The sequence below is a fragment of the Humitalea rosea genome (genome assembly GCF_003253705.1).
GTDB classification, from domain to species: domain Bacteria; phylum Pseudomonadota; class Alphaproteobacteria; order Acetobacterales; family Acetobacteraceae; genus Humitalea; species Humitalea rosea.
The window spans coordinates 16,697-33,083 of sequence record NZ_QKYU01000005.1; the positions used below are offsets into that span (position 1 = coordinate 16,697).

General features: G+C 72.0%; 16 protein-coding genes. 4 read left to right on the top strand and 12 right to left on the bottom strand.

Annotated features, from left to right (window positions below; translation table 11 throughout):
* The first annotated feature begins 116 nt into the window (after positions 1-116).
* Complete coding sequence (locus C8P66_RS05485; RefSeq protein WP_158537106.1) at positions 117-593, top strand: helix-turn-helix domain-containing protein; 477 nt, start codon at positions 117-119, stop codon at positions 591-593.
* Between the two features lie 61 nt (positions 594-654).
* Here the strand turns inward: C8P66_RS05485 and C8P66_RS05490 are convergent, their stop codons facing one another.
* The 7 genes from C8P66_RS05490 to C8P66_RS05520 form a co-directional block, all read right to left on the bottom strand.
* The gene (locus C8P66_RS05490; protein ID WP_211314035.1) at positions 655-1,524 is read right to left on the bottom strand and encodes an alpha/beta fold hydrolase; all 870 of its coding nucleotides are present in this window, start codon (positions 1,522-1,524) and stop codon (positions 655-657) included.
* 109 nt (positions 1,525-1,633) lie between these two features.
* Positions 1,634-3,217, bottom strand: a complete 1,584-nt coding sequence (locus C8P66_RS05495) for an MFS transporter (protein WP_111397161.1) — start codon at positions 3,215-3,217, stop codon at positions 1,634-1,636.
* Positions 3,214-3,567 (bottom strand): hypothetical protein, encoded by a 354-nt coding sequence (locus C8P66_RS05500; protein ID WP_111397162.1) that lies wholly within the window; start codon positions 3,565-3,567, stop codon positions 3,214-3,216. Before C8P66_RS05500 ends, C8P66_RS05495 begins: the two co-directional genes overlap by 4 nt.
* Positions 3,568-3,570: 3 nt before the next feature.
* Positions 3,571-3,831: a XapX domain-containing protein gene (locus C8P66_RS05505; RefSeq protein WP_111397163.1), complete on the bottom strand. Its 261-nt coding sequence runs from the start codon at positions 3,829-3,831 to the stop codon at positions 3,571-3,573.
* A 13-nt stretch (positions 3,832-3,844) separates the two neighbouring features.
* Positions 3,845-4,558 (bottom strand): hydrolase, encoded by a 714-nt coding sequence (locus tag C8P66_RS05510; protein ID WP_111397164.1) that lies wholly within the window; start codon positions 4,556-4,558, stop codon positions 3,845-3,847.
* A 242-nt stretch (positions 4,559-4,800) separates the two neighbouring features.
* A complete protein-coding gene (gene hrpB, locus C8P66_RS05515; RefSeq protein ID WP_245903246.1) occupies positions 4,801-7,293 on the bottom strand; it encodes an ATP-dependent helicase HrpB in 2,493 nt (830 codons plus the stop codon).
* Positions 7,294-7,320: 27 nt separating this feature from the next.
* Positions 7,321-8,445 carry a PA0069 family radical SAM protein gene (locus tag C8P66_RS05520; RefSeq protein ID WP_111397165.1) on the bottom strand — a complete coding sequence of 375 codons (1,125 nt, stop codon included), beginning with the start codon at positions 8,443-8,445 and terminating at the stop codon, positions 7,321-7,323.
* 62 nt (positions 8,446-8,507) lie between these two features.
* Here C8P66_RS05520 and C8P66_RS05525 point away from each other — a divergent pair, with 62 nt between their 5' ends.
* Both C8P66_RS05525 and C8P66_RS05530 read left to right on the top strand, forming a co-directional pair.
* Positions 8,508-9,179, top strand: coding sequence for a glycosyltransferase (locus C8P66_RS05525; RefSeq protein WP_111397166.1), 672 nt, complete (start codon positions 8,508-8,510; stop codon positions 9,177-9,179).
* A 23-nt stretch (positions 9,180-9,202) separates the two neighbouring features.
* Complete coding sequence (locus C8P66_RS05530; protein WP_111397167.1) at positions 9,203-9,778, top strand: TIGR04282 family arsenosugar biosynthesis glycosyltransferase; 576 nt, start codon at positions 9,203-9,205, stop codon at positions 9,776-9,778.
* On the opposite strand, the gene C8P66_RS05535 is transcribed toward C8P66_RS05530, so the two are convergent.
* The 5 genes from C8P66_RS05535 to C8P66_RS05555 form a co-directional block, all read right to left on the bottom strand.
* Complete coding sequence (locus tag C8P66_RS05535) at positions 9,765-10,400, bottom strand: hypothetical protein (protein ID WP_146422720.1); 636 nt, start codon at positions 10,398-10,400, stop codon at positions 9,765-9,767. The genes C8P66_RS05530 and C8P66_RS05535 overlap by 14 nt on opposite strands.
* An 80-nt stretch (positions 10,401-10,480) precedes the next feature.
* Positions 10,481-11,020 carry a molybdenum cofactor biosynthesis protein B gene (gene moaB, locus C8P66_RS05540; protein WP_111397169.1) on the bottom strand — a complete coding sequence of 180 codons (540 nt, stop codon included), beginning with the start codon at positions 11,018-11,020 and terminating at the stop codon, positions 10,481-10,483.
* A gap of 11 nt (positions 11,021-11,031) precedes the next feature.
* Positions 11,032-11,364 (bottom strand): DHCW motif cupin fold protein, encoded by a 333-nt coding sequence (locus C8P66_RS05545; protein WP_111397322.1) that lies wholly within the window; start codon positions 11,362-11,364, stop codon positions 11,032-11,034.
* Positions 11,365-11,425: 61 nt separating this feature from the next.
* Positions 11,426-13,366 carry a transglycosylase SLT domain-containing protein gene (locus C8P66_RS05550; protein ID WP_281271335.1) on the bottom strand — a complete coding sequence of 647 codons (1,941 nt, stop codon included), beginning with the start codon at positions 13,364-13,366 and terminating at the stop codon, positions 11,426-11,428.
* Positions 13,367-13,747: 381 nt separating this feature from the next.
* Positions 13,748-14,596, bottom strand: a complete 849-nt coding sequence (locus C8P66_RS05555; protein WP_245903248.1) for a uracil-DNA glycosylase — start codon at positions 14,594-14,596, stop codon at positions 13,748-13,750.
* A 103-nt stretch (positions 14,597-14,699) separates the two neighbouring features.
* Here C8P66_RS05555 and C8P66_RS05560 point away from each other — a divergent pair, with 103 nt between their 5' ends.
* The gene (locus tag C8P66_RS05560) at positions 14,700-16,328 is read left to right on the top strand and encodes an electron transfer flavoprotein-ubiquinone oxidoreductase (RefSeq protein ID WP_111397170.1); all 1,629 of its coding nucleotides are present in this window, start codon (positions 14,700-14,702) and stop codon (positions 16,326-16,328) included.
* Positions 16,329-16,387: the final 59 nt, after the last annotated feature.

Sequence of the window (16,387 nt, forward strand, 5' to 3'; positions counted from 1 at the left end):
CGATCCGGGCCGGGGCGCAAGCCGAGGAAGATCCCGATATGTCAGCCGCCCTGCCGGAACGCCTCCTCCCCCCTTCCCCCCCGAGGGGGGCGGATGGTGCGACTCCTAGCCTCGCCATGGTCATCACCCGCCTGCTCGATACCGCCGGGCGCGCGATGGAGGTGGACCGCGACGGCGCCCGCCGCCTGCTCGCGCGCGCCACCGCCCTGCTGGCGGACAGCCCCACCCGGGCGCGGCCGCCCGCGGTCACGCGCGGCGGGCTGGCGCCGTGGCAGATGCGGCGCGTCGCCATGCAGATCGACGCGAAGCTGGACGGCCCCCTGCATGTCGCGGAGCTGGCGGAGACGGTGCGGCTCAGCGCCTACCACTTCGGCCGCGCCTTCAAGGTCAGCTTCGGGCAATCGCCCTACGCCTATGTGCTGCGCAAGCGGATGGAGCGGGCGCAGGAGCTGATGCTGACCACCGACCAGCCGCTGGCGCAGATCGCCATCGCCTGCGGCCTGGCCGACCAGGCGCATCTCTCCCGCCTGTTCCGCCAGATCATGGGCGAAAGCCCGAACGCCTGGCGGCGCCAGCACAGCACCGGCGCCTGATCGCCGCAGGCCATCGCGCGGCCGGGTTCGTGACCGGCACGGCGCTGAACATCGACGGCGGTTACGGCGCCTGAAGGAAGGCGCTGACGGCGGCGATGGTCGCCTCCGGCTGTTCCTCCATCAGCCAGTGACCGGCATCGGCGATCACCGCCTCCCGCACATCGCTGGCACAGGCGCGCATCACCACCGCCATCATGCCGGCGAAGGACATCTGCCCGCCGACCGCGAGCACCGGCATGGTGAGCGGCCCCTGCGCGACGAAGGCCTTGTTGTCGCGCGCATCCTGCTCGAAGGCCGCGAACTGGTTGAAGCCCGCGTGCATCGCGCCAGGCTGCGCATAGAGTGCGGCGTAGTGTTCGCGCGAGGCCTCGGCGAAGCGTCGCGGATCGGCCGAGAATTCGTTCCAGAAGCGGTCGAGGTAGATCCGCTCCCGCCCCGCCACCAGCCGCTCCGCATCCGGCCCGCGGAAAGAAAAGTGCCACAGCGCGCTGCTGCGGATGATCTCATCCCAGGGGCCGACGCCGGGCAGCGGCGCATCCAGGATCGCGAACCGCGTGACCCGGTCACGATTCTGCGCGGCAAAAGCGTAGCCGACCATGTTGCCGATGTCGTGGGTGACGAGCTTCACCGTCCCGACGCCGAGCGTATCGAGCAGATGCGCCATGTCCTGGCCCTGCGTCTTCTTGTCGTATCCGGCCTCGGGGCGGGAGGAGAGGCCCATGCCGCGCAGATCGGGGATGATCAGGCTGTGGGTATGGGCAAGCTCGGCGGCCATCGGGGCCCACATGTCGCCGGTCTCGCCATAGCCGTGCAGCAACAGCACCGCCGGGCCCTGGCCACCGGTGCGGACATGCAGCGTGACGCCATCGAGCGCGATGTCCCGCAGGCGGAAGCCCGGCGGGAAGGACAGGCCATGCACGGGATCGACCATCGCCAACGCCTCCATAGGATCTGGATCAGTCCAGCGCCGCAGCATCGGCGCTGCGGCCGTCGCGGGCTTGGCGAATCATTGCGCGAAGCTGCTTGTCCTGCGGTGCTGCCTAAGCCGGCGGCAGCGCCAGCAAATGCCGCACCACGGGCGCCTCGGGGCCGATGTGGAAGCGGCGGGCCTCGGCCTGGACATCGGCATCCGCCGCCGAGACGCGATGGTGCTGCCGCAGGTGCTCGGCCCAGGATTCGACCAGGAACCATTCGACGATCTGCCCCGGTGCCGCCGCATCCTCGGTGAGGCCCCAGGCATAGGCGCCATCGCGGCGGCGTTCGCTCGCAAGCTGGTGCAGCGCCGCCCGGAAGGCCGGGCCATCGGCCGCGTCGATGCGGTATTCGACGAGGATCAGCACCGGGCCGCGATCGCCCTCGACCGGGCCGTTCAGCTCCGGTTCCGGCCAGTGCAGCGCGGGGGCGAGGTCCGCCTCGCCGGAGGGCAGCCGCAGGCGGCCGGCGGTCGCGGCCAGCACTACCAGCGCCGCCGCCCCGGCCACCAGCGCCCCGGCGACGCCGGTCGCCTCGGCCAGCGCACCCCAGGCGAGGCTGCCCAGCGTCGCCGCGCCGCTGAAGGTGGTGAGGTAGATCGCGAGCCCGCGCCCTCTCACCCAATCCGGCAGCACCGCCTGGATGATGCCGTTGAAGGTGGTCAGGGCTGCGATCCAGGCAGCACCCAGCACCACCGCGATGGCCAGGCCCAGCGCCTGCGGCGGCCGCAGGGCGAGCGCCAGCATCACCGCCGCCACGCAGATCGCCGCACCCAGCAGGATGCCATCGGCCGACAAATGCCGCCGCACCCGGGGCAGGACCAGTGCGCCCGCCACCGCGCCCCCGCCGATGCCGCCGAGCAGGAGCCCGTAGAACCCGGCCCCGCCGCCCATCAGATTCCGCGCCACCAGCGGCAGCAGCGCCCAGACCGCGCTGGCGCAGACGAAGAAGATCACGGCGCGCGTCAGCACCCGGTGCAGTTCGCGGCTGGCGCGGGCGAAGCGCAGCCCGGCGCGCAGCCCCCCGCCGAAATGCTCGGACAGGCCGTCGCGCTTCCGCTCCGGCCGCCGCCACCACAGCAGCGCGCCCAGCACCGCGACATAGCTCAGCACATCCGCGCCATAGGTCGCGGCCGCGCCGAAGGTGACCAGCACGACGCCGCCAAGCGCCGGCCCGATGGCGCGGGCGATGTTGAAGCCGAGCGAGTTCAGCGCCACCGCGTCGCGCAGCAGCGGCTTCGGCACCAGCTCGGGCACGATCGCCTGCCAGTTCGGCCCCGCGAGCGCCGCCCCCAGCCCGCCGACGAAGGTCAGCACCACCAACAGGGTCACATCCAGCCCGCCGGTCAGCGCCAGCACCGCGAGCAGCCCGCTGACCAGGGCGAGCCCGATCTGCGTCCCGATCAGCAGCCGCCGGCGATCGAGGATATCGGCGAGCACCCCGGCCGGTATCCCGAGCAGGAAGATCGGCAAGGTCGAGGCCGCCTGCACCAGTGCAACGGCGGCGGGCGAGCCGGAGATCTCAGCGACCAGCCAACTGCTGGCGACATCGCGCATGAAGACGCCGATGTTGCCGACGACCGTCGCTGCCCAGATGATCGCGAAGGTGCGCTGCCGCAGGGGGGCGAAGGCATTGGGTGCTGGCGCGGTCATGCATCTGTCCTCGGTTTGGCGTCTTTGCGCGAGGCGAGGGCGGCGAGGATCAACCCGCCCACGATCGCGAGGTCGCTGGACATGGCGCCCTGATGGGGCGCCGGCCCCGTCTCGGCCCAGGCCACCCCGATCAGGGTGAAGCCCGCGAGGGCCGCGGCGCCGACGCCCGCGGCCTGCCCACCGGCGACCAGGGCCATCGCTCCCCCGCATTGCAGCAGGATCACCGCCGCATCGAGGGGGCTTGCGGCCAGGCGGGGGAGGGCGTTCCAACCACCCAGCAGATAGGGCGAGGCCAACCCGAGCCGCGCCAGCAGGGCCAGCGCGGCAGCCGGCGTCGGGGCGCGGATCATGCGCTAGGCAGGACCATCCGGCCCGCGATCCGCACCTGGCAGCCGCCCGAAGACATGCGGGAGACAGCCGCTTCGGATCCAGGCGAGATCGACCGGCCGCCCCTCCAGCACCCGCCGCGCGAGCGGCACGATCTGCTCCCCGGCGAGGATGCCGAGCAGCCCGACCAGCGCCACCACCGGTGGTGCCGGCGAACGCACCTGGAGCACGCCGTAGATGATGCCGACAAGAACGCCGGCGCCAAGCGCGGTCAGGTATAGGGTCATGCCGCGCGGTGCTTCAGCCATGCGGCGCGAGGGCGGGGACGACATAGGGCGGCCAGGTCGTCTCGGGCGCGCCATGCAGCATGGTGTAGGCGTATTCGACGCCGACGCCGTAGGCGCCGCAATGGGTCTTCACGATGTCCATCACCGCGTCATAGGTCTCGCGCAGGGCCCAGTCGCGCTGCCATTCCAGCATCACCGACAATGCGGTGACGGGCTTCGCCCCGGCCTGGATCACCCGCTTCATCGCATTCTCGTGCGACAGCGCGCTGACGTCGCCGCAGCAATCCTCCACGACGTAGACCTCGTAGCCATCATGCAGCGCCTGGATCGTCGGCAGCGCCACGCAGGTTTCCGTCCAGAGCCCGGTGAGCACGATCTTCTTGCGGCCGGTCTTCTCGATGGCGGCGACGAAGTTGGCGTCATCCCAGGAATTCATGGTCGAGCGTTCGATCGGCGTCTGGTCGGGGAAGACGGCCTGCATCTGCGGCCACATCAGGCCGCTGAAGGATTTGGTCTCGACCGTCGAAAGCACCGTCGGCACGCCGAAGACCCGCGCGGCCTTGCCCAGCAGCAGGTTGTTGTTGATCACCGTCTGGCGATCGAAGTTGCAGACGCCGAACAGCATCTGCGGCTGCAGGTCGATCATCGCGACGACGCAATTGTCGGGCGTGAGCAGCCCCTTCTCGCTGCGCTTGGCGAGAGGGGGGGAAGGGGGGATCGCGTTCATCGGGGGCTCCTCGGCAAAGTCGACGGCCGCGAATGCACCTCGTGGGAGGGCCGTTCAGGGCAAGCGCACCCTGACCGAGGCGCGGCGGCGCGGCTTGTCGGAACCTGCCGGCTTTGCGTGGGCTTGCTACCGTGCCGTTCTGGAGCGTGATCGCTACGCGATAACGCTCTGGAGTCGTATTTTATCGAGCAGTTTCATCGCTTCATGAATCGCTTCGCGCTTCAATCTGAAGCGATGCTGCCCTAGCCGCGGCGCGGCTTCTCCGGTGGCGGCGTCGCATGGGCGGGGTCTTCCGGCCAGTCGTGGCGCGGGTAGCGGCCGCGCATCTCCTTGCGGACATCGGCCCAGGACCCGGCCCAGAAGCCGGCGAGATCGGCGGTGACCGCGATCGGCCGCCCGGCCGGGCTCAGAAGTGCCACCTGCAACGGCACCCGCCCGCCTGCCAGCGGCGCCACGCCGGAGAGGCCGAACAGGTGCTGCGCCCGCGCCTCCAGCCGCGGCACCTCGCCGGTGTAGTCGATGGCGGCACTGCGGCCGGCGAGCAGCGGCAGCCGGGTGGGCAGCGCCGCATCCATGCGCTTCTGGGCCTCGCGCGGCAGCAGGTCGCGCAATGTCGCGGTCAGGTCCAGCGAGGCGAGTTCGGTGAGCCGCGTCAGCCCCGGGATGCGCGGGGCGAGCCAATCGGCCGCCGTCGCCGCCAGCGCCGCGTCGGAGACATCGGGCCAGCCGCCATCGGGCTCCGCGCGGGCCATCACGGCGATGCGGGCGCGGGTCTGGCGCGCGGCCTCGGTCCAGCCGAGGTCGCGCAGGCCCCGCGACGCGGCGGCGGCGGCCAGGGCCTCGGAAACGGCGGCGGGATCGGCGGAGGGGAGCGGTGCTTCCTCCAGCAGCAGCGGGCCGAACCAGAGCCGCCGGCGGGCGGTGACCGCGCCGAGCCGGGCGTCGAAGCCCGCCCCTTCCTCGCGCCGGAAGCGTTCGGGGAAGCGCGCCTCCAGCACCGCGCGGTCGAGCGGGGCCGCCATGCGGATGCGCGCCTCGGTGCCCGCGAGGTCGAGGTCGGCGATGGCGAGCAAGGGCTGCCTGGCCAGCGGATCGGTGACGCCGAGCCGCGCCCCCATCCCGCCGCCGGCGAGGCGGAAGGCGCCATCCATGGTGCCGCGCTTGGCGGCGATCCGGTCGGGGAAGCCGGCGGCGAGCAAGGCGGCGGGGTCGCCCTCCGCCATCGTGCCGGCCGCAACGCCCAGGCGGCGGCGGTGCTGCGTGGCGGCGCGGCGGATGCGTTGCACAGCACCACGATCGGCATCGGCGTGGTCGCCGCCGCTCAACAGATCCAGCCGCAGGCGGATGTCGGAGGGCTGGTCCCGGCCGCGCAGCGGGTCGCGTTCCTCCAGCAAGGCCGCGAGATCGGCGGCCAGCGCGGCCTCGCCCTCATCCTCGGCGGCGGCCATCATCCGGGCCAGGCGCGGATGCGCGCCGAGGCGGGCCATGCGGCGGCCGGTCACGGTGATGCGGCCCTCGGCATCCATCGCGTCCAGGTTCCGCAGCAGGGCAGCGGCGGCGGCGAGCGCGCCGGCGGGCGGGGTGTCCAGCCAGGCGAGGCTTTCGGGCGCGGCACCCCAGGCGGCGCAATCCAGCAGCAGGCCCGACAACTCGGCCTCCAGCATCTCCGGCCGGTCGGCGGCGGGCAGGCCGCGGTGCAACGCCTCGGTCCAGAGGCGGATCGCCACCCCCGGCTCGGTGCGCCCGGCGCGGCCGGCGCGCTGGTCGGCGGCGGCACGGCCGATCCGCACGGTCGCGAGGCGGGAGAGCCCGGTCGCCGCATCCAGCCGCGGCGCCCGGCGGAAGCCGCCATCGACGACGATCCGCACGCCCGGCACGGTCAGGCTGGTCTCGGCGATGGAGGTCGCCAGCACGATTTTCCGGCGATCGGAGGGGGCCAGCGCCCGGTCCTGCTCGGCCGGCGGCAATTCGCCATGCAGCGGCAGCACCAGCGCGTCCACCCCGGCCAGCCGCTCCTGGGTGCGCCGGATCTCGCCCCAGCCGGGCAGGAAGGCGAGCACATCGCCGGGATGCGCGCGCAGCGCCTCGCGGATGGCGCTGGCCATGGCTTCGGGCAGGTCGCGGGCATCGGCGATGTCGCGCGGGCGGTGGCTGAGGACGATGGGATGGGTGCGGCCGAGGCTCTCGATGACCGGCGTGCCGGGGCCGAGCAGCCCGGCGAAGCCCACGGCGTCGATGGTGGCGCTCATCACCAGCAGCCGCAATTCCGGCCGCAGCCCGCGTTGCAGGTCGAGGCACAGCGCGAGGCCGAGGTCGGTGTCCAGGTGCCGCTCATGCGCCTCGTCGAACAGGACGGCGCAGACGCCCTCCAGCCCAGGATCGGATTGCAGCCGGCGGACCAGCAGCCCCTCGGTGATCACCTCGATGCGGGAGGCGGCGGTGCCCGCGCGGTCCAGCCGCGTGGCGAGGCCGATGGTGCGGCCGAGCGGTTCGCCCAGCAGCGTCGCCAGCCGGTTGGCGGCGGCGCGGGCGGCGATGCGGCGGGGTTCCAGCACCAGGATGCGGCCGGTCGCGGCCCAGGGCTCGTCCAGCAGCGCCAGCGGGACCAGCGAGGTCTTGCCTGCCCCCGGCGGGGCGACCAGCACGGCATTGGACTGTTCGGCGAGGGCGGCGCGCAGCGCGGGCAGCGCCTCGGCGACCGGAAGATCGCCGGGGATATCGAGGAGGAGTGGCACGGGGCCGGGATAGCGGCCCCTGGCCGATCAGAACAGCGCCATCTGGGCCGGGGGCGTCGCTGAGGGCGGCACGCGGAAGGCGGTGCAATCCAGCCCCTTGGCGCCGCTGCGCCCCTGGTCCAGCCCATGCTTGCGGACCGCCAGGGCAAAGCGATTGGCCAGCATCCCGGCATAGGGGCCGATGCCCGTCTGCCGCTTGCCGAAGCGGCTGTCGTAAAGCTGGCCGCCCCGCGTCTCCCGCACCAGCGCCAGCACGCGGGCGGCGCGATCGGGGAAGTGCTGGTGCAGCCAGGCCTCGAACATCGCCGCGATCTCCAGCGGCAGGCGCAGCAGCACATAGCCCGCGCGGGTCGCGCCATTGGCGACGCAGGCGGCGATGATGCGCTCCAACTCGGCATCGTTCAGCCCGGGGATCATCGGCGCGGCCAGCACCCCGGCCGGCACCCCGGCCCGCGCCAACTCGCCGATCGCCATCAGGCGGCGGGCGGGGCTGGCGGCGCGCGGTTCCATCACCCGCGCCAGGGCCGGGTCGAGCGTGGTGACCGAGAGGCAGACATGCACCAGGTTCCGCTTCGCCATCCGCGCCAATATGTCCAGGTCGCGGGTGACGCCGGCCGATTTGGTGACGATGGTGACGGGGTGGTTATGGGCGTCCAGCACCTCCAGGATCTGCCGCGTCAGCGTCAGGGTGCGTTCCACCGGCTGGTAGGGGTCGGTGTTGGTGCCGAGGGCGATGGGGCGCGGCACGTAGCCCGGCTTGCGCAATTCCTTGGTCAGCAGGGCCGCGACCTCGGGCTTGAACAGCAGCCGGGTTTCGAAATCCAGCCCCGGCGACAGGCCCAGGTAGGCATGGGTCGGCCGCGCGAAGCAGTAGATGCAGCCGTGTTCGCAGCCGCGATAGGCGTTGATGCTGCGGTCGAAGCCAAGATCGGGCGAGGTGTTGTAGGTGATCGCCGAGCGGCTGCTGTCCCGCGTCAGGGTCGTCGCCAGCGGGGCCGGGGCGGCGAAGGCCGCATCCAGCGTGCCCCAGCCATCATCCCAGGCGACGGCCGACTGGCTCTCGAACCGATTGGCCGGGTTGGAGAGCGCACCCCGCCCCTTGCGGGGAGGCGGGTTGGCAAGAGAGGCTCCGTAGAGGCTGCCGTCGGGCATCTCGCGTTCTCCATGCGTTCGCATAATTGCTATCGTTCCGGCCACATGCCGTCAAGAACATAATGAGAACATCTATGCTGGCCGTGGTGATCCCCACCCTGAACACCGCCGCCGCCAGCCTCCCGGCCTGCCTGGGCGCGCTGGCCGAGGCGCCCTTTCCGGTCGAGGTGCTGCTGGCCAATGGCGGCGGCACGGCGGCGCCCATTCCGGGCGCGCGCGTCCTCACCACGCCGCGTGGGCGGGGCGCGCAGATCGCGGCCGGCGTCGCCGCGACCACCGCCCCCTGGCTGCTGCTGCTGCATGACGACACGGTGCTGGCCCCTGGCTGGTCCGCCGCGGCGGCGCGCTTCATGGCCGAACAGCCCGAGGGCGCCGCCTATTTCCGCCTGCGCTTCGACGACACCTCACGCGCCGCGCGGCGGGTGGAGCGTCTGGCCGCCTGGCGCTGCCGGCGGCTGAGGCTGCCCTATGGCGACCAGGGGCTGCTGGTCTCGCGCGCGACGCTGGCGGCGGTCGGCGGCGTCCGGCCCTTGCCGCTGATGGAGGATGTCGATCTCATCCGCCGCCTGGTCCGGGCGGGGCGGCCGCTGGTGGGGCTGGAGGTCGCGGCACTCACCTCAGCCGCGCGCTACCGGCGCGATGGCTGGTGGGCGCGGCCGTTGCGGAACCTGTCGATCCTGACGCTCTGGGCCTGCGGGGTGGCGCCGTCGCGGCTTGCCCGCTGGTATGGTTGAGCCGCCCGCCCCATGCTGCCGCCATGGCCGATCACCGCCCTTTGCTGCTGATTTTCGCCCGGGCGCCGCGCCTGGGCACCGTGAAGCGGCGGCTGGCGCGCGGGATCGGGGATCGCGCGGCGCTGCGCTTCCATACCGGTCAGCTTGAGGCGCTGCTGGCCGCCACCCTGCGGGACCGGCGCTGGCGCGTGGCGATCTGCGGCACGCCCGACCATGCCCGCTTCCGCCTGCGGCGGCGGGTGGCGGTGGTGCCGCAGGGGCGGGGCGACCTGGGCGACCGGCTGCATCGGATGACGCAAGGGCACCGGCGGGTGGTGGTGGTCGGCGCCGATATCCCCGGCATCGGCGCGGCCGATATCGCCACGGCCTTCCAGGCGCTGGGCCAGGCCGATGCCGTCTTCGGCCCGGCGGAGGATGGCGGCTACTGGCTGGTCGGACTCGGCCCGCGCCGCCCCGGCCGGCCCTTCGGCGCGGTGCGCTGGGGCGGGGAACATGCGCTCGGTGACACGCTGGCGAATTTCGCGGGGCGGCAGGTCGCGCTGCTGCGCATCCTGCGCGACGTCGATACCGTCGAGGATCTGCGCGCTATCGCCGGGTGAAGCCGCCCTCGCCGCGCGCCGTGCGGCAGGCGCCATCGGTGCGCGAGCAGGCCGGCGGGTAGGAGGCGAAGCGCAGGCCAAGCTCGACGGAATCCACCGCGGTCTCCTCCTTGCCGCAGCGGCCGCAGATGAAGGTCATCACCGGCGGCTGCACCATGACGGCGATCGTGGCCGTCGCCGCTGGGTCCATCTGCACGGTATTGCCGGACCGGAAGCTGTAGTCGTGGCATGACGCCAAGGCCAGGCCGATGGTCGGCGACGAATAGCACGACGCATGGACCGATACGTGGGAGAGCGACGTGCTCTCGTTGTTGCCGTTGTATTTGCCGCGCGTGTATTTGGTCAGCCCGCCGACCTGGCACTGGGTATTCACATAATTGCCCACCTGGTTCTGGTGGTCGCAGCGCAAATCCTGCGTCTGGCACGGATGGTTGCGGCCTTGGCTGGTGGTGCTGGAGGTCATGCCGCCGCTCTCGCGGATCTGTTCCAGCATGGCGTTCCACCGCGTGGCATTGGGCCGATTGGTCGGGTTGAAGTTCTCCAGGCGCGGGATGCGGCCGATCTGGCTGATCCGGAAGCCCATGATCGTCGGCAGCGTTGGTTCGGCTTGAGCCTCTGACATCTCCGTTTCCCCCATTTTGGCGGGGGGAGGCTAAGCCTTGCCTTGCGGCCACCGCAACGCGGATCGGTGCCGGCAGCGGCTCAGGCCGCGCGCAGATGCTCCTGCAGCCGCGGCATCAGTTCCACGAGGTTGCACGGCCGGTGCCGCACATCGAGCTGGAACAGCAGGATATCGTCCCAGGCATCCTTCACCGCCCCGGTGCTGCCCGGCAGCGCGAACAGATAGGTCCCCCCGGAAACCCCACCAATGGCGCGGGACTGGATCGTGGAGGTGCCGATCTTGGCGTAGCTGAGCATGCGGAACAGCTCGCCGAAGCCGGTGATCTCCTTCTCCAGCACGCGGGCAAAGGCCTCCGGCGTCACGTCGCGGCCGGTGATGCCGGTGCCGCCGGTGGTGATGATGCAGTCGATCGCCGGATCGGCGATCCAGGCGCGCAACTGCGCCTCGATCACCTCGGCGTCGTCGCGCAGGAGTTTCCGCGCGGCAAGCGCGTGACCGGCGCCCTCGATCCGCTCGGCCAGGACGTCGCCCGACCGGTCGGAGGCGAGGTCGCGCGTGTCGCTGACGGTCAGCACCGCGATGGCGATGGGCAGGAAGGTGCGGCTCTCGTCGATCGGCATGGGCGGGCTCCTCAATCCACGATGAACAGGCGGACCCCGGTCGCGGTGCGGGACCGGTGCGATGCATCGCCATGGTCGGATACGCGATAGGTCATGCCCGCGGACATGGTGAAGCGGCGGCCGTCGCGCAATTCCGTCTCCAGCACGCCCTCCAGCACCGTCAGCACATGGCCGCGGTCGCACCAGTGGTTCGCCAGGTAGCCGGGGGAATAGGTGACCATGCGGACCCGCAGGTCACCGACCTGCAGCGTGCGCCAGCGGGCCTCACCCGTCTCCCCGGCATGCAGCGTCTCGGGCACTTCGGCCCAATCGGTGACGGTGAAGGGCAGGGTGGGGATTTGCATGGATTCGGCCTTGGAATGGGCCATCAGCATAGCGCGCCCGGCCGGGCTGCGGCAGCCCGGCCTAATGCATGGCCAGGCGCTGCTGGCGCATCAGCATGCGTTCCACGTCGGCGGGCCCCGCGAAGCGCGGGAATTGCCCGGCGGCCAGCTGGTCGAGGCTGGGGGAGGGCAGGCCGAGCCGGCTCGCATAGATCCAGGAATAGGCCAGCACACGCTGCACGAAGGCGCGGGTCTCGCCGGCCGGGATGCTTTCGATGAACAGCAGCGGGTCGTTCTGGTGGCGCCCGGGGGGCATCCAGCGCGCGACATTGCCGGGGCCGGCGTTATAGGCGGCCAGCATGCGGATCAGGTCGCCATCCACCGAATCCAGGCTGTTCAGGTGGTGCAGATAGCGTTGCCCGACCTCCAGGCTGAAGGCCGGATCATGCAGGCGCTGGTGGCCGCTGCGGCCGCGTAGGCTGGGATCGCCCAGGATATAGGCCGCGGTCGCGGGCATCACCTGCATCAGCCCGCGCGCCCCGGCGCCGCTGACGGCCCCCGGGTCGAAATTGCTCTCCTGCCGGGCCAGCGCATAGATCAGCGAGGGATCGACGCGGAAGCCGCCCAGCGGCTCCAGCCGCGGCACCGGGAAGCGGGCGAAATCGCGCGGCCGTCCATCGGAGCCCTGCACGACCTGGGCAAGCTGGGAGGCCAGCGCCGGCATATTGGCGGTGGAGGCCACCACCAGCATCGCGCGGCCGAGCGCCGGATTGCCCGCGCCAATGGCCCAGAGGCGGCGCAGCTCGGCCTCCGCCCGATCGCGCTGCCCGATCTGCAACAAGGACAGCGCGCGCCAGCCGCCGGCGGTTTCGGCCAGGGCATTGGTCTCGGCCTCCCCGGCCACCTCGCCCTCCCAGGCGAAGCCGGGGGCGAGGCCGAGAGCGCGGCGGGCCAGCAGCCCGTAGAAGGTGCGCGGCTCCTGCGCCGCTTGCAGCAGCCAGGCGATGTGCTGCCCCGGCCGGCGGGCGCGGACCGAGGCGCGGGCGGTCCAATAGGCCCCGGCGGCGCGCAGCGAGGGCGGCGCCAGCTCGGCGCGGGCGGTGATTTCGAAATAGGGGATGGCAGCCTCGGGCTGGCCGGCGGCGAAGGCCGCGAGGCCCGCGACGAAGGCCGGCCCGCCATGGCCTTCCGCCCCGCGCGCCGCACCCTGCGCCATCGTCAGCGCATCCTGGTCGCGGCCAGACTGGAACAGGATCAGCGCCACATCGCCCTGGAGCAGCGCCGCCGCACCGGGGGCGAGGCCGCGCGCGCCGGCGATGGCGAGCAGCGCGCCGGAGACGTCGCCATCCCGTGCCTTGGCCCGCACCACCCGCTCCAGCGCCGCGTTGCGGGCGATCGGCGGGGCGTCGGGGGCCTGGTCCTCGGGCGCGATCGCCGCGGCCATGGCCAGCAGATCGGGCACCGCTTCCGGCGCCGGCGGCGCGCCATGCGGCATCCGCCGCCGCAGCAGCGCATACAGCGCCCCGGCATCGGGGTGGTCGGGGAATTCGGCGAGCCAGGCCAGCACAGCGGCGGCCGGCGCCGATTGCGGCGTCCGCAGCCAGCGGTCGGCCAGCACATGCGACATCAGCCGGCGGTCATCCAGACGATCGGCTTCCTGCGCCGCCGCGACACTCTCGCCCCGCGCCTGCAGGTCGAAGATCCGTACCAGACGGGCGGCATCCGAGGGCGCGAGCGGTTGCGGCAGACCGTCAACGCCACCGGTGACCGGCCGGCGCAGCCCGGCGGCGGCAATCTCGGTATGCCCGTCAGCGACCGGCAGCAGCAGCGGCACGGCGGTGGAGGCCGCGGCGAAAGGGGTCTGGGGCCGGGCGGCCTCCCGCGCCAGGGCGACGCCGCGGGCGATATTGGCGCTGGACCGCGCGCTCGCGGCCCGGGTGGCGCGGCTGGGGGCGGACCGGCTTGGGGCGGACCGGCTGGGGGTGAACCGGCTGGGGGTGAACCGGGGGCCGGTGGCGCTCACCCTCCGGCTGTCTGAGGCAGCGGGGCGGGACTGCGCCACGCGTTGCACGCGGGCCGTCTGGCGCGCCGGGCGGCGCGCCGCCGTCGCTGGCTCCGAGGCCCTCGTATGGGTCGTGCGGACCGCGGGTCCGTTCGCATGCGCGTTGGCCCGTTGTGCCAGAGCCTCGGCATAAACGCCGAGGCTCAAGGTCGCACCAAGGACAATTCCCAGAAGCAGGGAGGATGGCCGGCACCGGGCCATGGGGCTGTTCAGGCTCATGGCAGCCTGCCGTTAGCGGCGCGGGAGGACCCTGCGCAACCCCAATCGCCGGGATGAATCCTGAAAATAAACGCCGCCGGCAGAAAAACAGTAGCTTGCGAGACGTTCTGGCCGAAAAAAACGTCAAGCCGGCTTGTCATGCTGCGCTGCATCAAGAGATTGGCGCAGCAGCAGAAGATCGGTCCAGGCCTCCCGCTTGGCCCCCGGGCTGCGCAGCAGATAGGCCGGATGCAGGGTGGGCAGCACCGGCAGGCTGCCTAAGCCCTCGACCTCCAGGGCGTGCCAGCGGCCCCGCATCCGCATGATCCCCTCCTTCGAGCGCAGCAGCGCCTTGGCCGCCGTGCCGCCCAGCAGCAGCAGCCGTTTGGGCCGGGCGAGGGCGATGTGACGCAGGATGAAGGGCAGGAACAACGCGATTTCCGCATCCGTGGGCGTGCGATTGCCCGGCGGGCGCCAGGGCAGGATGTTGGCGACGTAGAAATCCGCCTCCCGCCGCAGGCCCGCCGAGGCCAGCATCCGGTCCAGCAACCGGCCGGACTGGCCGACGAAGGGGCGGCCCTCGCGGTCTTCCTCGGCGCCGGGGGCCTCGCCCACCAGCATCAGCCCCGAACCGGGCACCCCATCCGAGAAGACCAGATTGGTCGCGGTCTCGCGCAGGGGCGAGCCCTCGAAGCCGGCCATGGCGGCGCGCAGCGCCTCCAGGCTGCCCGCCGCGGCGGCAAGGGCCGCGGCCCCGGACACGGCGGGGGCGAAGCCCATGGGCGCGGCGCCAACCGCGGCGGCGGGGGTGGGGGCCGGCGTGGCGGCCGGTTTCGGCGCGACCCCGCCCAGCCAGCGCCCGACCGGGGGCGGCACGCGCTCGGCCAGCGGCGCCGGGGTGGCCGCCACCGCCTCATCGGCACCCCAGTCCAGTTGGCAGCGTAGTGCTGCCAGAAGGGCGGGGTCCGGTGCCTCGATCATGTCCTGGGGCATAAACACTTCTATCAGGCCGCCCCCCCTTTGCGGCAAGGCCGCGCCTTTCCGCGCCGTCATGCCGGGGCTACATCCGGGGAGACCAGAAGGGAGTGAGGGACGCATGGCCGATCGCGAGAGCATGGAATTCGACGTGCTGATCGTCGGCGCGGGCCCGGCCGGGCTTGCCGCCGCCATCCGGTTGAAGCAGCTCAACCCCGACGCCGCCGTCTGCGTGGTGGAGAAGGGCAGCGAGGTCGGCGCGCATATCCTCTCCGGCGCGGTGGTCGAGCCGCGCGCCCTGGACGAGCTGATCCCGGACTGGCGCGACGAGCCCCCGGCGCTCTCGACCCCGGCCGGCGAGGACCGCTTCGTCTTCCTGACCAAGACCCGCGCGATCCGGCTGCCGACCCCGCCCTCGATGCACAACCACGGGAATTACGTGGTCAGCCTCGGCAATGTCTGCCGCTGGCTGGGCGCCAAGGCCGAGGCGCTGGGCGTCGAGGTCTATGCCGGCTTCGCCGCCAGCGAGACGATCATCGAGGACGGCCGCGTGCGCGGCGTCGTCGCCGGCGTCATGGGCATCGGCAAGGATGGCGAGGAAGGGCCGAACTACCAGCCCGGCATGGAGTTGCGCGCGACCTACACGATGTTCGCCGAGGGCTGCCGCGGCTCGCTGACCAAGAAGCTGGAGAGCACCTTCAACCTCCGCGCCGAGGCGGCGCCGCAGACCTATGGCCTCGGCGTCAAGGAAGTGTGGGAGATCCCCAAGGACAAGCACAAGCCGGGCTTCATCTGGCATTCGGTCGGCTGGCCCTTGTCGTCCGACACCTATGGCGGCGCCTGGCTCTATATGTTTGGCGAAAACCTGGTCAGCGTCGGCTTCGTGGTCGGGCTGGACTACGCCAACCCCTGGATCTCGCCCTTCGAGGAGATGCAGCGCTTCAAGACCCACCCCGCCGTGCGCCCGATGCTGGAGGGCGGCAAGCGCATCGCCTATGGCGCCCGCGCGCTGAACGAGGGCGGCTTGCAGTCGATCCCGGAGCTGGTCTTCCCGGGCGGGCTGCTGATCGGCTGCACCGCGGGCTTCCTGAACGTCGCCAAGATCAAGGGCAGCCACACCGCGATGAAGAGCGGCATGCTGGCCGCCGAGGCCGTCGCCGCCGCTTTGGCGCGGGGCGAGGCCGCGCCGCCGGTGCTGGCCGACTACCCCGTGGCGCTGCGCGACTCCTGGGTCTGGTCGGAGCTGAGCGGCGTGCGCAACATCCGCCCCGGCTTCGCGAAGTTCGGCTTCTGGGGCGGTATGATCAACGCCGCCGTCGAGGCCTATGTCACCCGCGGCAAATCGCCCTGGACGCTGACGCATCACCCGGACCACAGCGCGACGCGCCCGGCCGCCGAGAGCAGGAAGATCGTCTATCCCAAGCCCGATGGGGTGCTGACCTTCGACCGGCTGTCCTCGGTGTATCTGTCCAACACCAACCATGAGGAAGACCAGCCGGCGCATCTGAAGCTGCGCGATCCCTCGCTCTGGACCCCGGTGAACTGGGCGAAATTCGCCAGCCCCGAAAGCCGCTATTGCCCCGCCGGCGTTTATGAGGCCGTGGGGGTCGAGGAGGGCGAGCCTCGGCTGCAGATCAACGCGCAGAATTGCGTCCACTGCAAAACCTGCGACATCAAGGACCCGGACCAGAACATCGACTGGTGCACGCCGGAGGGCGGTGGCGGGCCGAACTACATCGGCGGGATGTGATCGTTACGCCTGCCGGGGTTTTTGCTTGTTTGGCTGAAATCCCGGAGTAGCCTCTCCCA

What these genes read in the sequence shown, in the direction of transcription:
- C8P66_RS05485 (WP_158537106.1), top strand. Translation starts at nt 117, where the DNA reads ATGGTCATCACCCGCCTGCTCGATACCGCCGGGCGCGCGATGGAGGTG.
- C8P66_RS05490 (WP_211314035.1), bottom strand. Translation starts at nt 1,524, where the DNA reads ATGGTCGATCCCGTGCATGGCCTGTCCTTCCCGCCGGGCTTCCGCCTG.
- C8P66_RS05495 (WP_111397161.1), bottom strand. Translation starts at nt 3,217, where the DNA reads ATGACCGCGCCAGCACCCAATGCCTTCGCCCCCCTGCGGCAGCGCACC.
- C8P66_RS05500 (WP_111397162.1), bottom strand. Translation starts at nt 3,567, where the DNA reads ATGATCCGCGCCCCGACGCCGGCTGCCGCGCTGGCCCTGCTGGCGCGG.
- C8P66_RS05505 (WP_111397163.1), bottom strand. Translation starts at nt 3,831, where the DNA reads ATGACCCTATACCTGACCGCGCTTGGCGCCGGCGTTCTTGTCGGCATC.
- C8P66_RS05510 (WP_111397164.1), bottom strand. Translation starts at nt 4,558, where the DNA reads ATGAACGCGATCCCCCCTTCCCCCCCTCTCGCCAAGCGCAGCGAGAAG.
- C8P66_RS05520 (WP_111397165.1), bottom strand. Translation starts at nt 8,445, where the DNA reads ATGCCCGACGGCAGCCTCTACGGAGCCTCTCTTGCCAACCCGCCTCCC.
- C8P66_RS05525 (WP_111397166.1), top strand. Translation starts at nt 8,508, where the DNA reads ATGAGAACATCTATGCTGGCCGTGGTGATCCCCACCCTGAACACCGCC.
- C8P66_RS05530 (WP_111397167.1), top strand. Translation starts at nt 9,203, where the DNA reads ATGGCCGATCACCGCCCTTTGCTGCTGATTTTCGCCCGGGCGCCGCGC.
- C8P66_RS05535 (WP_146422720.1), bottom strand. Translation starts at nt 10,400, where the DNA reads ATGTCAGAGGCTCAAGCCGAACCAACGCTGCCGACGATCATGGGCTTC.
- moaB (WP_111397169.1), bottom strand. Translation starts at nt 11,020, where the DNA reads ATGCCGATCGACGAGAGCCGCACCTTCCTGCCCATCGCCATCGCGGTG.
- C8P66_RS05545 (WP_111397322.1), bottom strand. Translation starts at nt 11,364, where the DNA reads ATGCAAATCCCCACCCTGCCCTTCACCGTCACCGATTGGGCCGAAGTG.
- C8P66_RS05555 (WP_245903248.1), bottom strand. Translation starts at nt 14,596, where the DNA reads ATGCCCCAGGACATGATCGAGGCACCGGACCCCGCCCTTCTGGCAGCA.
- C8P66_RS05560 (WP_111397170.1), top strand. Translation starts at nt 14,700, where the DNA reads ATGGCCGATCGCGAGAGCATGGAATTCGACGTGCTGATCGTCGGCGCG.